This is a genomic window from Actomonas spartinae, assembly GCF_051209155.1.
Taxonomy (GTDB): domain Bacteria; phylum Verrucomicrobiota; class Verrucomicrobiia; order Opitutales; family Opitutaceae; genus Actomonas.
In genome coordinates this window covers 745,738-761,983 of the sequence record NZ_JBPJGB010000002.1, presented here as the reverse complement: position 1 = coordinate 761,983, position 16,246 = coordinate 745,738, and the positions used below count along the sequence as shown (strand labels likewise).

Here is a 16,246-nt window from a genome sequence, read left to right as displayed (position 1 = left end):
AAGGGAACCACGTGCCCCTCAGAGTTTCACGACCGCGATGCCATGGGGCTCGAGATCGACCGTAACCGGCTTCTTCGCTCCGGCGGGTCGCACGCTGGTGGTCTGCGCTTCACCATCGTTGTTGATGATGACGAGCTGCTTGGCTTTGGCGAACCACGCGCACTCGGTGCGGACGTTGCTCGTGTTCCAATCCGACCACTTGGCCTCGTAACCAGCACTCCAATACAGCGCCCGGTGCAGCAGACGCGTGTTCTCCGGCGTGAACGTCATTCCGGCCGCATAAACGCTGCGCCCCTTGCCGGAATCGCGCACGGTCAACCCCGGCTCGGCTCCCCGCGCGGCGAGCACGGTCGTGTCGCCGTCGAGCACGTAAAGCCCGTGCACCTTTTCACCGACCACCGGGGCGGCGGTGCAGTCGCGGGTGATGAAGTGCTCGCCCAGCCCGTTCGCCGGGGCGTCGAACTTGTATTTGCCGTTGACCAGACGATCGCCGCTGTCGCGGTCCACCCCCAGCACGCCCGCCATGCGGAAGGTCCGACCGGGCTGGGGCAAGGCGGACGGTTCACCGATGCCAATAAAACCACCGCCCTTTTGCACGAAGGCCGTCAGGTTGGCCTCGACCGCGGGGTCGGCCCAGTGTTCGCCCCCGCTCCAGGCCGTGCCGGCCGCACCACAGTTGATGATGGTTTTGATCCCACGCGGCACCCCGTTCTCCGCGATCTCGGCGAGGCACAGGAACTCCACCTCCACCGGCAGACCGGACAGCGCTTCGATTACGTCGTAAAGCTCCATCCCCTTGATGAAGTGACCCGAACAGGTCCAGGCGCGCAGATCCCCCCAGGCGGTCAGCACGCCGACCTTGAAGGGCGCCGTCCACGGTTTGCCGCCAGCGTGCAGGCTCTTGAGGTGACGGAACTCCTGCGCGACCTTGGCAATGTAATCCTGAAAATCCGGGAAGGGCTCCACCAGCGAGAGGTAGCCGCCGAGGCCGATGCGATCGATCGGCGCGCGCAGGATGCCGCGGCGCGCATCGATCCAGAAATTCTTGGCGTCGAGCGTCGGGTTGCCGCCGGGGGCAAAGGTGGGCTCCCCCTTCAGGCCGGTGGGAAACAGGTAGGGATGCAGCCGCAGCTCGCGGGTGCAGTTGCCCTTGGCGTGGGCGCACAGCCGCACCTCAAAGGCGTTGAAGACGCACTTGATCAGGCCATCGAAACCGAACTCCGGAAAACGCTCGCTGCTCGGTTCCACGCCGATCCAGTGATCGTCATAGAACACGTAGGCTCTCTTGCCCGCGGCTTGGATCCGACGAATGCACTCGCGGCCGAAAGAGATCACGAAGTCATGGATGAAATCCATGTAATCGCGGTAGCGCGCGGTGGGCGGGTTGTGCGTCGAGTTGTAGCAACCACCCTGCACAAAGTCCTCGGACGTGAGCGCGTAGCCATAACGCTTTTCGAAGAGCTTCAGTGCCCGCGGGCTCACCGTCATCGCGTAATCGCCCCAGTCGGAGTAGCGATCCCGCAACTTCTGATGATCGCTGCCCCAAAACCACGAGAAGTTGTAGAACATCGAGGTGAGGCGCACGACCGAGGTGGCCGGATGATCGCGGAGCCAGCCGTCGAGAAACTTGAGGATCACCTTCTGCACCGCCGGCTGCATCGGATCGACCGCCGCCAGGTGCTCGCGGTCACCCCAGTTGTTGGTGAGGTGATTATACATCGAAATCTCCTCCCAGATGCGAAAGGCGAGGAAGTTCACCGTGTAGGTGTGCCCCGGCTCGGCGCCGTCGATGGTCACTGTGCCGCGCTTTGTATTCACCGTCCAATGACGCTTGGGCACCTCCGCGCCGGTGGTGCGGTCAAAGACCTGCCACCAGCGCTTGGGGCTGTCGGAGACGTTCAACACGAACTGCTCGGTGTAATACCCTTCCAACAGAGTGATCGTGAGCTTTGTCCGCGTCGCGATCTGCGGCAGCGACATGAGAAAATTTTGCTGCAACTGATTCTGGTGGGTGCGCGCCCAGGGCTGCACCGAGCGCACCAGGCACAGGGTCGAATAGATCGCATGGCCGGACTCGAGAATCTCCGGCGAGAGCTGGGTGCCGTCGGAATCGCGGATGGTGTCCGCGCCCCATTTGGCGGCGAGATCGAGGGTCAGTTTTTCGTAGCCGGCTTCACCGGGCAGGGTGAAGTCGCCGTGGGTCTGGGAAAGGTCGGACATGGGAAAAGGGAGCGGGGTGTCGGTCCGCCGCAGCGGACCAAAGGGGAAAACCATAGCGCATCTTCCCCCTCAACCGGCAAAGACTCCAAAAATCGGACCGTGCGACTCCGCGCCCATTGCCTCGCGCCAGATCGCTCCCGTCCACTGCCGGCGCCCCGCCCATGACCGCCCGACCCCGCCCCGTCCGAACCCTCCTGCCCCTCCTCGCCTTGCTCTGGCTGACCCCACCGACGGTCCGCCTTATTGCCGCCGAAAGGCCGCCCGTCGCCGACTTCGCCCGCACGCCGATCATCAGCCAAGCCCGCCTTTCCCCTGACGGCGAATCCCTCGCCTTCATCCGCGACTACGGCGGCCGCCTCCACCTCTGCGTGCTGAACCTGAACACCGACCAGATCACGCGCTTCCAGATCGGCACCATTCCTTGGAACGGTTCCCCCATGCCCAAGGAGGTCGGCAAATTCGAGTGGGCGGGCAACGACCGCCTCGTGCTCACCACCACCGTCTGGGATCGCGTCATCGGCACCGCCGCGGTCGACCGGGACGGCAAGGACTGGCGTGGTCTCACCGGCTACGAATTCGATCCCTACGCGCGCCACGGCACCCTCGCCGTTGAACCGGTCCACATCTTCCGCGATGGCTCGGAGCGGATGCTCGTCCTCGACCGCAACGATGGCCGCGGCTCCGTCCGCCGACACCCCACCGTGCTGGAAGTCGACACCCGCACCGGACTCTCCAAGACCGTGCTGGAAAATCCGGGCAACGTGATCGATTGGATCAGCGATCACGAGGGCGTCATTCGCCTCGGCGTCTTCCGTGACGAAGACGACGGCGGGGTGATTTATCGCGACAACGCCGAGGCCGAATGGCGCCGCCTGCCCTTCCCGATTCGCGGTCACGAAAAGCTCAGTCCCTACGCCTTCGATCCCAACAACACCACCCTCTACGTGGTCGGGTTCAATGATCAGGATCGATTCAGCATCTTCACCTATGACCTCGCCGATGGTGCCCTTGGCGACACGCCCCTGCTTTCCGACCCGGTCTACGACGTCGCCGGCAACAGTTCCCACGCCTTCTACGCGGGCATTGATCTCACGCGCCCGATTTTTTCGCAAAGTCGTCAGACTCTGCTCGGCATCGCCTACACCGCCGAGTTTCCCCGCGTGAAGTGGCTGTCGCCCGAATACGCCACCATTCAAGCCGCCGTCGACCGCGCCCTGCCCGGGCGGCTCAACCTGCTCGTCAACCAGTCCAGCGACGACCAGCGCCTGTTGTTTTTTTCCTATTCCGACCGCGATCCCGGTTCCTACCACTTGCTTGATCGTCAGGCCCGCAGTTTCAAACCGCTCGGCGCACGCATGGACTGGATCGATCCCGCCACCATGGCGCCCACCATGGCCATGCACTACGAGGCGCGCGATGGGACCAAGATTCACGGCTACCTCACCCTGCCGGCCGGACACGAACCCAAAAACCTGCCGCTCGTGGTCATGCCCCACGGTGGCCCCTGGGTGCGCGACATCTGGGGCTTCAATCCCCTCGTTCAACTCATCGCCAGCCGCGGTTACGCGGTCTTGCAGATGAACTACCGCGGGTCCAAAGGCTACGGCTCCGCCTTCCAAATCCTCGGCAAAAAGAACGTCGGTCGCGGTATCCAGGACGACATCGAGGACGCCACCCGCTGGGCCATCAAAGCCAAGCTCGCCGACCCCGCGCGCATCGCCATCGCCGGCGGCAGCTACGGTGGCTACTCCGCGCTGTTCGGGCTCGGCAAGTCGCCCGACCTCTACCGTTGCGGAATCTCGCTCTTCGCCGTGACCGACTGGGAACAGATCTTTGCCCGCGTCGACAAGGACCGCGACATGGCCGCCGCCCGCCGCAACTGGGTCGAACGGATCGGCGACCCGGAGGAGGAGCCCGAGTTCTTCCGCGCCATCTCCCCCGTCAACTTCGCCGCCGACATCAAAGCCCCCGTCCTGCTCATCCAGGGCCGCGAGGATCGCACCGTCCCGCCCCGCCAGGCCCGGGCCATGCTCGACGCGCTCAAAAAAGTTCGCCGTGAACCCGAGATGCTGTGGCTCAAAAAAACCGGCCACGGTTTCAATGACGAAGGCGAACGGCTGGTCGCCTTTGAAACCATTGTGGCCTTCCTTGAAAAGCACCTGGGCCCCGGCGTGCCCTTTAACCCCGCCCCGTAGTCGCTTCGCCATCACCCGCGACCGCCCCCTACCCAATCAACCCATTTATGATGCCCTCTGTTTGTCGTCGTTTTCTTTTCCTCCTCGCCTCCGGCCTGAGTCTCGTGGCCACCGCGGCCACACCCGATCCGGCCGTCGCCGCCGCCATCGACGCGCTGCCGAATCCGCTTATCCTGCAACGGGCCGATCCGCACATCCACCGCCACGACGACGGTTCCTACTATTACATGGGCACGGTGCCCGCCTACGACCGTCTCGAGCTCCGCCACGCGTCGACCATCGGCGGACTCCGCACAGCCAACCCCAAGGTCATCTGGCGCAAGCACGACACCGGTCCCATGGGTGACCACATCTGGGCACCGGAAATCCACCGCATGAACGGCAAATGGTATGTCTACTTTGCCGCGGGCGACGCGGAGAACCGCTGGCACCTGCGTATCTACGTGCTCGAGAACAGCTCCCCCGATCCGATGGAAGGTGAATGGACCGAACTCGGCCCTGTCGACACCGGCTGGGACAACTTCGCCCTCGACGCCACCCTGTTCGCCCACCGCGGCACGACCTACCTGCTCTGGGCCCAGAAAGGCCTCGGCGCCAACACCAACTCCAATCTCTACATCGCGCCGCTCGCCACCCCGATCACCCTCGCCGCCCCGGCCGTGATGCTCTCGCAGCCCGACTACGACTGGGAAAAGGTGCGTTACGCCGTCAACGAGGGACCCGTCATCCTGCGCGGGCCCGACAAACTCTTCCTCACCTACTCCGCCGCCGGCACCGGACCGGAATACTGCGTCGGCATGCTCACCGCTGACCTCGACGCCGACATCATGGACCCCGCCGCCTGGACCAAGTCACCCGTCCCGGTTTTCCAATCCGCGCCGGAGCACCGGATCTACGGCCCCGGTCACCACACCTTCACCAAGGCCGAGGACGGCGTCACCGATGTCATCGTGTATCACGCCCGCGACTACACCGAAATGCGCGGCGACCCACTGCGCGACCCCAACCGCCACACCCGGGTCAAAGCGGTGCAGTGGCGGGAGGACGGCACACCCGACTTCGGGGTGCCGCCGCCCAACACCGCGCCCGCCGTCAATACCTGGGATCGTGCCGACCTCCGCGCCCGCGATTCCTGCATCTACCCGGATCCGCTCAGCGGCGGCTACCTCATGTATACATCCTACCGGGTGCGCGGCGATAAACCCAAGTCCACGGTCGTGGCCTACCGCAGCACCGATCTCGAGCGCTGGACCGGTCCGATTGTGGTCTACGAAAAGCCGGACGACTGGTGGGCCGACCGCGGCATCTGGGCTCCGGAGATGCACGCGTATCAGGGAAAGTATTACCTCTTCCTTACTTTCGATTCGTCGCACGAATTCCCCGAGCAGTGGCGCAACTGGCGCCCGCGGGTGAAACGGGCCTCCCAGATTCTTGTGGCCGACTCGCCCGTCGGCCCCTTCGAACCCTTCAGCGAACAACCCACCCTGCCCGCCGACATGATGACGCTCGATGGCACCCTCTGGGTCGAGGACGGCGTGCCCTACATGGTCTTCTGCCACGAGTGGGTGCAGATCAAGGACGGCACCGTGAATGCCATCCAGCTCAAGCCCGACCTCTCCGCGACCGTGGGCGAACCGTTCCGCCTGTTCCATGGCAGCGACGCGCCGTGGGCCATCAAGAGCGAGGAATACGGCTGCTTCGTCACCGACGGTCCATGGCTGCATCGCACGGCCGAAGGCAAGTTGCTCATGCTCTGGTCCAGCTTTGGTGCCGGCGGCTACACCGTGGGCATCGCCGAGTCGACCAGCGGCAAGCTCGCCGGTCCGTGGGTGCAGCAAGCCGAACCCCTCTACACCGCCGACGGCGGCCACCCCATGCTCTTCCGCCGCTTCGACGGCCAACTCATGCTCGCGCTGCACTCGCCCAACGAACCGCGGCAGGAGCGCGAGCATTTCTTTGCGGTCGAGGAGGTCGACGGCACCCTGCGTCTCAAATGATCCGGCGCGGCCCTGCTCCACTTATCGGCTGTGTGGCCATCGACGACTTCGAGTTGATTTACCACGACGCCCCCGACCTCGATTGACGTATCCGCCTGGCCCTTACACCTGCACCGGCCAATCATGCCAAAGCAACTCGACCGCCTCCTGAGAGGCGGCCGAACCATCGGTGCGTTGCCTCCCGATCCAGGGTTTATGGCCGGCAAAGTGCAGGAGCCGACACGCCTCCAGTCCGGCCGTGTCGGTGTAATCCTTCTTGATCAGGTTGTAATCCGGCGGCAGCAGCTCGACCTCGATGCCATCGGCGTGGATCCACTTGTTCACGATGCCTTGGTCACCGGCGTTGTAACCGCCGCGCCCCGGTTCGTTTCGCGCGAGGCCCTGCAAGCGCGCGATCGTTTCGGCGCCTTGCAGCGCACGCCCGATCGAGAGCACGCCACTGTTGATTTCGACCGCATGCCCTTTGTAGGCGCGGGTCTTGCGGAAACCACTGTCCCGCACCGCCCGCAATGGCGCCGGGCCCGCCGCGAGCAAGGCCGGAGATTCCCGCCGACAGAGGATGTCACTGTCGAGAAAGACGTTGCGCGCGAAGCCGAAGTCGCCGAAGGCCTCGAACTTGAAGAAGGTCTGCGCATGGCGCCGCGAATGACGCTTTTTGTAGGGTCGAATGCCCGCATAGGGCGCCGGATCGATCGCAATCCGTCGACAACATTGGGTGACCAAGAACGGATCCTCCAGCGCCACCGGATCCGCGCTCAGCGCAATGATCGGCATCGGCGCATGGTGCCGGCCCCAAGACTCAAGCAAGCGCCGCGTGCCCGGCAGATACAGCGGGTCGGTCAAGACGACGAGGCAGGCATCGGAGGACGAGGGGTGGGGATCCAAGCAAGACAGGATGCGCGGCCAACCACACCGGGACAAGCGACGAAGCGTGGGGCCGCAACCGGGCGCGGCCGTCCGTCGTTTCGGACGGTGCGAATTTGTCGTCATTGAGCCTGCTCGGCGATCCGCCTCCGCTCAACGCCCCCCGCCCCTCTCGGCCGCCCCTCCGATGCTTCAGCTTTCCGTTTTTCTGGCCATTACCGCCGCCATCGCCGCCGTCACGTGGTGGCATTGTCGCCACGCCCGCCGCGATGGCACCGACACCCGGGAATACTTCCTCGCCGGCGGCGGGTTGAACTGGGTCTTCGTCGCCGGCTCGCTCACCCTCACCAACATCAACACCGACACCCTCGTCGGCTGGAACGGCAACCAGATGCTGCTCATCCTCTGGTGGGAGTTGTTCGGGGTGTTCGGTCTGCTCCTCCTCGCGTGGGTATTCCTGCCGGTCTACTACCGCCTCGGTTGCGCCACCGTTACCGAACTGCTCGAACGCCGCTACGGCAGCCGCCACGTGCGCGCGACCGTCGCCAGCCTCTTCCTGCTCGGCAACGTCTTCGTCTTTCTGCCCGTGATGCTCTACACCAGCGCGCTCTTCCTGCGCAGCCTCTTTGGGCTGGAGATCCCGTTGCTCCTCATCGCCACCGGCGTGGCCGTCGTGGGCGCCGCCTATGCGATCTTCGGCGGACTCCGCGCGGTCGCCATTTCGGACACCTACAGCGGCCTCCTGCTCTTCGGCATGGCGCTGCTCGTCTCCTACCTCGCGATGGACCGCGTAGACTGGTCCTGGAGCAACGTGCCCGCCGAACGCCTGACCCTCATCGGCGACGGCGACTCGCTGGTGCCCTGGCCCATCCTTTTCACCGGCATGATCCTGTGGCAGCTCTACTACTGGAGCACCAACCAGACGATCACCCAGCGCGCCCTCGCCGCCACCTCCCTCCGCGAGGCCCAGCGCGGCTGCTACGCCGCCGCCGTCATCCGCGCCACCATTGTGCCCATCGTGGTCGCGGTGCCCGGGATCTGCGCCTACCAGCTCCACCGTGAACTCGGCGATGCGACCTACGGCACGATCGTTCGCGAGGTGCTGCCCACCGGCCTCACCGGCGCCTTTGCCGCCGCCATGGTCGCGGCCACGATGACCAGCTTCAACTCCACCCTCAACAGCTCCGCCGCCCTCTACGTCTGCGACCTGCACCTGCGCTACGTGAACCCGAATGCTTCCGTGCCGCGAGTGAGTGTGATCACCTCCGTGCTCTTCGCCCTGCTCGGCATCGCGCTCGTGCCGGCCTACATTGGCGCCGAGAGCATTATCCAGCTCATCCAGCAGCTCATCGGGGTCTTCAGTATCCCGATCCTGTCAATCTTCATCATCGGTCTCGCCTTCGATGGCATCGACGCCCGCGCCATCATCGCGACCCTCATTTTCGGCGCCCTCACCTACTGGGCCGGCACCAGCCTGTGGGGCGGCCTTCATTTTGTGCATATCGGTGCAATCACCCTCTTGGCCAACGGCGCTTTTGCCCTCAGCGTTAACCGACTGCTCTTTGGCCGCCGCGCCACGTTCAACCCCCAAACCCTGCGCTCATGAAACCCCTTCGCGCCCTTTGTCACGTCCTACGAGACAAGTTGCCCGCGCTGCTGCTCGGGCTCTTTGTCGCCGCCTCCGCCCAGGCGGGCTCCGCCACCTTGGTCCTGCATTCCGACCAATCCGGCCCCGTCATCGCGCCCGAAATCTACGGCCACTTCGCCGAACACCTCGGCCACTGTATCTACGAAGGCATCTGGGTCGGCGAAGACTCCGACATCCCCAACACCCGCGGCATCCGGAACGACGTGCTCAACGCCTTGCGCGAGCTCGACATCCCCGTCCTGCGCTGGCCGGGCGGTTGTTTCGCCGACGAATACCATTGGAAGGACGGCATCGGCCCGCGCGAGAAGCGTCCGGCCATGATCAACACTCACTGGGGCGGCGTGGTGGAGAACAATCACTTCGGCACCCATGAGTTCATGGACTTGGTGGAGCTGCTCGGCTGCGAGGCCTACGTCTCCGCCAACGTCGGCAGCGGCACCGTGCAGGAGATGATGGAATGGGTCGAATACATGACCTCCGATGCCGATTCGCCCATGGCCAATCTGCGCCGCGCCAACGGCCGCGACAAACCCTGGCGCGTGCGCTACCTCGGCGTCGGCAACGAGAGCTGGGGCTGCGGCGGCAGCATGACGCCCGAGTTCTACGCCGACCAATACCGGCGCTATAACACCTTCGTCAAAAACTACGACCGGGCGAACCCCATCTACCGCATCGCCTGCGGACCCAATGTCGCCGATTACCACTGGACGGAGGTCCTCATGGCCAAGGTCGGCCCGCGCCGCATGAACGGCCTCTCCCTCCACTACTACACGCTGCCCACCGGCAACTGGAGCGACAAGGGCTCGGCCACCGACTTCGCCGAGGACCAGTGGTTCTCCACCCTCAGCCGCACCCTGCGCATGGAGGAACTCGTCTCCGAACACAGTGACATCATGGACGCGCAAGACCCGGACAAAAAGGTCGGTCTCATCGTCGATGAGTGGGGCACCTGGTATAACGTCGAGCCCGGCACCAACCCCGGTTTCCTGCGCCAGCAAAGCACCATGCGTGACGCCCTCGTCGCCGCGCTGAATTTCCACATCTTCCAACAGCACGCGGACCGCATCCACATGGCCAACATCGCGCAGACGATCAACGTGCTGCAGTCCATGATCCTCACCGACGGCCCCCGCATGCTGCGCACGCCGACCTATCACGTGTTCGAGATGTTCAAGGTCCACCAAGGCGCCACCGTCGTCCCCCTGCAACTGCTCTCGCCGGACTACAGCCACGGCGACGAGACCATGCCCGCGGTCAGTGCCTCCGCTTCGCGCGACGCGGACGGTCGGTTGCACCTCACCCTCACCAACGCCGACCCGACGCACCCGCAGACCGTAACCTGCACGATCGAAGGCCCCGCGCCGACCGGTGTGACCGGACGTATCCTCACCGCCGATACGATCAACACCCACAATACATTCGACGCTCCCGACACGGTCAGCCCTGCCGCCTTCAACGGCGCGTCCCTGCACAACCAAACCCTCACCATCGAGCTGCCGGCGAAGTCCGTCGTCGCACTGGAGCTCTAAACCGCCGATCACCATGGCCCGTCGACTCCTCTCACTTGCCCTGTCACTGAGCCTCGCTCTGCCCGCTTTCGCCGAGCTCGGCCAAAGGTTTCCGTCGGAGCGGCGGTTGGTCACCGACCCGGTGACCGGGGTTGAGCTGAACTTCCTCACCACGACCGACGGCGGTGATTCCAAGATCTACCCGACGCACCCGCAGTGGACCGCTGACGGGCAGTGGGTGATCTTCCGCACCCGGCGTGCCAACGGCGACGCCGTTGCGGTCAATGAAGCCACCGGTGAGATGGTGCAGGTCACGGAAGGAGGCTACCGCGGCTCGCTCTGCATCGCCCAGCAGTCGATGCGGCTGTTCTACAACCGCTACGTCGACTGGGCCACCAAACCGATGTCCGCACGCCGCCGCGGCGATCCCGCCACGCCCGTCGAGGTCGTGTCGGTCGACCTCGCCCGCCTTTTCGCCGACAGCGCGGCGGGCACCCTCCAAGCGGCCGACAGTTACCTCACCGTCCACGGCACCATCCCGCTCGCCTACGACGGTGCCGGGGAGCTCGCGCTGGATGCCAACGAGGACTTTGTCTACTTCCGCATGCTCGGCGAAGCCGCCGGTCCCCTGCTGCCGAAGGATACTCCCATCGAGCCGACCTTTGGTCCGCGCAACATGGGCGCCGGTCCCACCGGGGTGGCCAAGATGGACCTGGCCACCGGTGAGGTTTCGCCGGTCGTCGCCGTCCCGTTTCAGGTCGGCCACATCCAGGCCAACCCCTGGGTCGCCGGCGAAATCGTGTTCTGTTGGGAAACCGGCGGCAAGTCGCCCCAACGCACCTGGACGGTGCGCGCCGACGGCAGTGGCCTGCGCCCCCTGTTCCCAGAAAATGAATACGACTGGGTCACGCACGAGGCCATCACCGGGCCCGACGAAGTCGCCCTCGCGATCCTCGGCCACCGGCCCATCGGAGTGGACGACGACTGGGGCAAAGCCGGCAGCCGACTGCGTCCGACCGGCCTCGCCATCGTCAACCTGCGCACCAACGAAATCTTCATCGAAGGCCAGACCCGCACCGGCAGCGGCTTCTGGCACGTGCACGCGTCACCCGACGGCCGCTGGGCCGTCGGCGACGACTTTGCCCGCAACCTCTGGCTGATCGACCGTCGCACGCATGAGATGCGCCTGCTGACCACCGGCCACAAAACTTCCGCCCGCGACCACGTGCACCCGACCTTCAGCATGGACGGCACCCGCGTCCAGATTCAGTCCGCCATGCTGTCCGAAGACGGCCGCGCGCTGAACATCTGCATCGTGCCTATCCCGGCTGACTGGCTCGCCCGCACCTACGACGAGGCCACCGCACCCGTGCCCATCCCGGATATCAACACACCTTAAATCTCCACCATCATGAGCACTGCCATCAAGCCTGCGGAAATCTTGGCCAATCTGCGCGACCGTCGCCTCCTCCGCGAACCAGTCGTCCAACTTCGTGACTACTGGCGCACCTATGGGCTGTTGATCCTACACGCGGTGGTTCTGCTCGTCTTCAACCACGTAAGTCCGGCCAATCCCTTCATCTGGCTCGCGGTCTACACCTCCTTCGCCACGATCCTGCTCACGGTGATCAAGGATACCCGCCGCGCGATCAACCGTCACTTCGACCTGCTGATCCATCATCTGGAAAAGCCGGCTGAGACCGCGGTCATCGAAGCCAAACCACCGGCATTCCTGTCCGCCAAGATGATCGGCGACGAGCCGACCAAGCCATGAGTCCCGCCGGCGTCACACATTTTGGATCAGCCGCCATGACCATGGCCAGGTTCAGTCCGCCATGCTGTCCGAAGACGGTCGCGCGCTGAATACCTGCATCGTTCCCATCCCCGCAGATTGGTTCGCCCGCACCTACGACGAGGCCACCGCGCCCTTGTCGGCGCCCGATGTGCGCCACCCCTGAGCCGGCGCACATTCGGATTCCGTCCCGGCACGAATTTGGTTTGGGTGGCCGCGCTTTCATCCCATGCCCCCCCCTCCTGAAATTCCTTCCACACCCGCCGGCGACGACCAAGCCGAGGCCATTCGCCGTCGGCACCTCACCCATGAGGCGTCAGTTCAATCAATCGGCACGCTCTACCTTATCGGTGCAGTCCTCGTCATCCTGGGCTCCGCTTCGGGGGTGGTGCTCGCGCTCATCGAACGCCGAGGGGCCACGTTGGAAAGCTTGGCAGTCAGCGCCATTCCGCTCGTGCTGGGCGGCATCTACATCATCGTTGGCCGGTGGCTTCGCCTGCTCGACCCCAAGGGCCGCATGCCCGCCACGCTCCTTGCGGTCATCGGCCTGATCGCCTTCCCCATCGGCACCCTCATCAACGGCTACATCCTCTACCTCCTGCAGTCCAAGAAGGGCGCCACGGTGTTCTCCCCCGAGTATCGCGAGATCATCGCCGCCACCCCGCACATCAAATACAAGACCAGCCTCCTCGCTTGGGCCGTGCTCATCCTCTTGGTCGTCGGTCTGCTCCTTTTGGTCGCAAGCGCGATGTAAGCTGCTCCCCAGGCGGCCCGGGATGGTGCGCCAGGCTAGGCCAGCAAGGCCTGCGCCTGCTCAAGCAGGCGTTCGGCATACACTTGCTGCCGCGCGTCGAGATCGTCCTCGAACAACAGCAACGTGGGCAACGAGGTCGCGAAGTAGTCAATCTTCGCCGGCGTGCGTCGCAAGGTGCGCGCGTAATCACGCAGCCCGCGGGCCAGCTGACGCGCCTCCCGTTGACGACCCAGCTTCTGCAGGGATCGGATCGCAAACTCGGTTAGCTCCGAATACGGCTTCACCGCCATGCCCTGAAAATCCTGCGTTGTGCGCGCGGCCGCTTCCCAATGCTCGCGAGCAGCGGACAGATCACCCGCCGCCTCCGCTGCCACCCCGTTCCAGTAGCGCACGTCCGCTTCATTGGCCAAAAGGTGACGCGCCTCGCCGAGGTTCGGCGGAATCTCTCGCGCGGCCGCAAACTGCGCCCGGGCCTCATCGACGTTACCGGAGGACAAGGCACTTTGGCCCAGCAGCAGACGCGCCCGCACATATTGGCCGAGCGCGCCGCCTTCGCCGCCTTCCCACGGCTGAAAGGTGCGCGACTGCAGGTAGCGCAGCGCCTCCGCGGGTCGGTTGAGCGCATTGAGCAACTCAGCCCACACCACACTCAGGTCATCGCGCCGCGAAACCACATCGAGTCGCCGAGCCAGAGCCCGCTGACGTTTGACGGCCGATTCGCCGCACCGCGCCCACAACTGATCTCGTTCGTAAATCAACCGCGCATCGTCCGGGGCCAACTTCACTGCACGATCGTAGGCCCGCCGCGCTGCCGCCGGATCGCGATTGATGTTGAAAGCCCCGATCCCGAGGCAGCGCCACGCCACCACGTCCGCCGGATCATGGCGCACGGCTTGGCGCCAGTGGTTCATGCCTTCCTCGTGACGGCGGCGATCGTAGAGCCAGCAGCCCAGCAATCGATGCGCGAGCGCGTCGCTCGGATCGACGCGCACCGCGGCCTGCAAGTTGGCCAAATCGTAGAGCGTGGCCGGAAATCCACCCTCGGTCGGAGCTCGCCGAGCCTGGGACCGCGCCTTCGCGGCGGCCGCCCCGCGTCCCAGCTGATCCAACAGGCGGGCGCGCGCATAGTGAATCAGCGGCAATGAACCATCGCGGGCCCGGATATCGGCGCCGCCGAGCAGGTCGAGAGCGGCGGAGAAAAAGCCGGCTCGACACAGGTCCGTGGCAAAATCGAGCCGCACGCGGTTGTCACCCACAAAACCCCGCCCCGCCAATTCACACGCAAAGCCGTGCGCCGGATCCAACGCGGTCGTGGCTTCGATCAATTGTTGCGCATCCACATCGCGCGCAAGTTCCCGCCAGACCAGGACCTGCAAACAGCGCGTCCAAAGATGATCCGGATCGAACCGCGCCGCTTGAGCCAGGCGTTCATCCGCCAAACGCCAGTGGCCTCGTCGACACGCCAGTTCCGCCAACGCCCGCCCGGACGCCGCCGTCCAAGCCTGATTCCACTGCGCTTTGCCAAACGCCTCTTCGGCCTCGGTCCAACGTTCCAGCGCGACCAGACAACGACCCAACTGAAAATGCGCTTCGCCGTCCGCCGGATTCGGGTTGCGTTGCGTCGCCCGCGCCACGCTGCGCTGCAGACACGTCTCCGCCGCCTCGAACTCACCGCGCCGCAGATGCCAGCGGCCCAGCGCCAGGTTGCAGCGGGCATCACCCGGATCACGGCGCAGCGCCTCACGCCAGTAGGCCACCGGGTCGCGCGTCGCATGGCGGTATTGCTCCAAATGAAGGCCGGTCACGTAAAGCTCGTCGGCACTCGCGATCTCACTCGGCGCCGGCGGTTCGCTGGCGGTTTCCAACGGTGCCGCCGCCCTTTTCGCCGCCTCGTCGAACACCAGCAACTCGCCGACCGCCACGCGCACTTTGCCCCGCACCCGCAAGTCCCTCAACCAGGGCCGCCCCGGCCCCACCCCAACCCGCTCCTCATGAACGACTTTCCCCGCCATGTTCGTAACCCGAACATGGAGTTGGGCGTGCTCACTTGTGGTGGCGACGCCGAGGTGGAGGGTGGATTGGGTGCGGCGGAAGCTGAGCGCGGCCTCGGTGTTGGCCGCGATGGCCGGGCCGATCCCGTGAAACGGATACCAAGTCTGTATCCAGGTTTTGGTTTCACCGGGCTGGAGGAAGGCGAAGTCCGGTTGGTTGTCGGTGAACACCCCCGCCATGAGCTCAATGTATGGCGGATACGAACCGTCGTCGCGGGCGTCGGTGAGGTTGCGATCCCACGCGTAGCCGAAGTCGTGGTTGCCCCAGGTCCACTGCTTCTTGCCTGGCGCGATGTGGTGGTCGGCCACATGCATGAGCCCTACTTGGGCGCGGTGATCGTAACCACCGAAAAAATCGTCGCGCGACCCCACCGCCATGTAGGAGGTGGGCACCGGGATGTTGGCATACCAGGACAGGTCGTCCGGCGATACGATGTCACCATTGATCGGATACTTCGGCGGAGTTTCGGCGGTGGGCACACCCGTGCGGGCCCGCGCGGCATAATCGACGCCGTAGTAGTGGCCCGCGCAGTGCGGGAAGGAACTGACCGCGCGTTTGGCATGATCGGCCACCATGGTGACGTCCGGCGGGAAGAAGGACTGGTAGCGCTCGTGCACTTCGGTCGCGACGTTGGCCCACCAGAGGAAGGTCTGCGTGTCGTCCGTGCGGTTGTGCACGCGCACGCGCAGCTCGAGAGCGGCGCGATCGGGCTCGAGGCAGACACCGTGCATGCCTTTCATTCGCGTCATCGGATCGTGCTCGGACAACCAGACCACCACCCCGCCGGCAGGCAGTTGCTCGATGACCGCGTCGGCCGGCATGAAGGTAGAAGGCCGGTGATGCTGCGGCCAGTTGAACTCGATGCCGCCGCTGATCCACGGCCCCGCCAGCCCCACCAGCGCGGGTTTGATGACCGGCTGGTGGTAGATGACATCGGTCCCACTGGATTTGTCCCACAGCCGATGAACGCGGCCACCGAGCTCGGGCAGAATCACGACCCGCATAAAACAATTCTCCAAGGTGATCGCCCGCCACGCTCGCGGCCGCGGTTTCTCCGCGATGCGATCGATCACCGGCAACGGATACACCCGGCCACTGGACCCCTGATAGACCCGTTTCTCCAAGAACAGCGGATGCCGCTCCGGCGCCGCCGGCTCATAGGTCGGCAACACCAGTTGTTCGTCGCGAACGGAGACGGTTCCCTTCGGCATCGGCG

General features: G+C 65.0%; 11 protein-coding genes. 8 read left to right on the top strand and 3 right to left on the bottom strand.

The features are described from left to right. Positions 1-18 precede the first annotated feature (18 nt). A complete protein-coding gene (gene gnpA, locus AC0MRV_RS10995; RefSeq protein WP_472764516.1) occupies positions 19-2,220 on the bottom strand; it encodes a 1,3-beta-galactosyl-N-acetylhexosamine phosphorylase in 2,202 nt (733 codons plus the stop codon). A gap of 161 nt (positions 2,221-2,381) precedes the next feature. On the opposite strand from gnpA, the gene AC0MRV_RS10990 reads away from it, so the two are divergent. Together AC0MRV_RS10990 and AC0MRV_RS10985 are read left to right on the top strand one after the other, a co-directional pair. Continuing rightward, the gene (locus AC0MRV_RS10990) at positions 2,382-4,415 is read left to right on the top strand and encodes a S9 family peptidase (protein ID WP_472764515.1); all 2,034 of its coding nucleotides are present in this window, start codon (positions 2,382-2,384) and stop codon (positions 4,413-4,415) included. Between the two features lie 47 nt (positions 4,416-4,462). Next, complete coding sequence (locus AC0MRV_RS10985; RefSeq protein ID WP_472764514.1) at positions 4,463-6,412, top strand: family 43 glycosylhydrolase; 1,950 nt, start codon at positions 4,463-4,465, stop codon at positions 6,410-6,412. Positions 6,413-6,514: 102 nt separating this feature from the next. Here AC0MRV_RS10985 and AC0MRV_RS10980 read toward each other — a convergent pair whose 3' ends face one another. Then, positions 6,515-7,297: a glycosyltransferase family protein gene (locus AC0MRV_RS10980; RefSeq protein WP_472764513.1), complete on the bottom strand. Its 783-nt coding sequence runs from the start codon at positions 7,295-7,297 to the stop codon at positions 6,515-6,517. Between the two features lie 166 nt (positions 7,298-7,463). Here AC0MRV_RS10980 and AC0MRV_RS10975 point away from each other — a divergent pair, with 166 nt between their 5' ends. From AC0MRV_RS10975 to AC0MRV_RS10950, 6 genes are all read left to right on the top strand, one after another. Beyond that, on the top strand, positions 7,464-8,882 hold the full coding sequence (locus AC0MRV_RS10975; protein WP_472764512.1) for a sodium:solute symporter family transporter: 1,419 nt from the start codon (positions 7,464-7,466) through the stop codon (positions 8,880-8,882). Continuing rightward, a complete protein-coding gene (locus tag AC0MRV_RS10970) occupies positions 8,879-10,453 on the top strand; it encodes an alpha-N-arabinofuranosidase (RefSeq protein ID WP_472764511.1) in 1,575 nt (524 codons plus the stop codon). The genes AC0MRV_RS10975 and AC0MRV_RS10970 overlap by 4 nt, the downstream gene beginning before the upstream one ends. 13 nt (positions 10,454-10,466) lie before the next feature. After that, positions 10,467-11,831 carry a TolB-like translocation protein gene (locus AC0MRV_RS10965; RefSeq protein WP_472764510.1) on the top strand — a complete coding sequence of 455 codons (1,365 nt, stop codon included), beginning with the start codon at positions 10,467-10,469 and terminating at the stop codon, positions 11,829-11,831. A 12-nt stretch (positions 11,832-11,843) separates the two neighbouring features. Next, positions 11,844-12,206: a hypothetical protein gene (locus AC0MRV_RS10960; protein WP_472764509.1), complete on the top strand. Its 363-nt coding sequence runs from the start codon at positions 11,844-11,846 to the stop codon at positions 12,204-12,206. 61 nt (positions 12,207-12,267) lie between these two features. Continuing rightward, positions 12,268-12,390, top strand: a complete 123-nt coding sequence (locus AC0MRV_RS10955) for a hypothetical protein (RefSeq protein ID WP_472764508.1) — start codon at positions 12,268-12,270, stop codon at positions 12,388-12,390. Positions 12,391-12,453: 63 nt separating this feature from the next. Beyond that, entirely contained in the window at positions 12,454-12,978 is a 525-nt protein-coding gene (locus tag AC0MRV_RS10950; RefSeq protein ID WP_472764507.1) for a hypothetical protein, read from the top strand. Positions 12,979-13,013: 35 nt separating this feature from the next. Here the strand turns inward: AC0MRV_RS10950 and AC0MRV_RS10945 are convergent, their stop codons facing one another. Continuing rightward, the gene (locus AC0MRV_RS10945; RefSeq protein ID WP_472764506.1) at positions 13,014-16,241 is read right to left on the bottom strand and encodes a DUF5107 domain-containing protein; all 3,228 of its coding nucleotides are present in this window, start codon (positions 16,239-16,241) and stop codon (positions 13,014-13,016) included. Positions 16,242-16,246 lie beyond the last annotated feature (5 nt).

Coding starts and splice junctions, on each gene's coding strand:
- gnpA (WP_472764516.1), bottom strand. CDS start 2,220: ATGTCCGACCTTTCCCAGACCCACGGCGACTTCACCCTGCCCGGTGAA.
- AC0MRV_RS10975 (WP_472764512.1), top strand. CDS start 7,464: ATGCTTCAGCTTTCCGTTTTTCTGGCCATTACCGCCGCCATCGCCGCC.
- AC0MRV_RS10965 (WP_472764510.1), top strand. CDS start 10,467: ATGGCCCGTCGACTCCTCTCACTTGCCCTGTCACTGAGCCTCGCTCTG.
- AC0MRV_RS10950 (WP_472764507.1), top strand. CDS start 12,454: ATGCCCCCCCCTCCTGAAATTCCTTCCACACCCGCCGGCGACGACCAA.
- AC0MRV_RS10955 (WP_472764508.1), top strand. CDS start 12,268: ATGCTGTCCGAAGACGGTCGCGCGCTGAATACCTGCATCGTTCCCATC.
- AC0MRV_RS10945 (WP_472764506.1), bottom strand. CDS start 16,241: ATGCCGAAGGGAACCGTCTCCGTTCGCGACGAACAACTGGTGTTGCCG.
- AC0MRV_RS10985 (WP_472764514.1), top strand. CDS start 4,463: ATGATGCCCTCTGTTTGTCGTCGTTTTCTTTTCCTCCTCGCCTCCGGC.
- AC0MRV_RS10990 (WP_472764515.1), top strand. CDS start 2,382: ATGACCGCCCGACCCCGCCCCGTCCGAACCCTCCTGCCCCTCCTCGCC.
- AC0MRV_RS10960 (WP_472764509.1), top strand. CDS start 11,844: ATGAGCACTGCCATCAAGCCTGCGGAAATCTTGGCCAATCTGCGCGAC.
- AC0MRV_RS10970 (WP_472764511.1), top strand. CDS start 8,879: ATGAAACCCCTTCGCGCCCTTTGTCACGTCCTACGAGACAAGTTGCCC.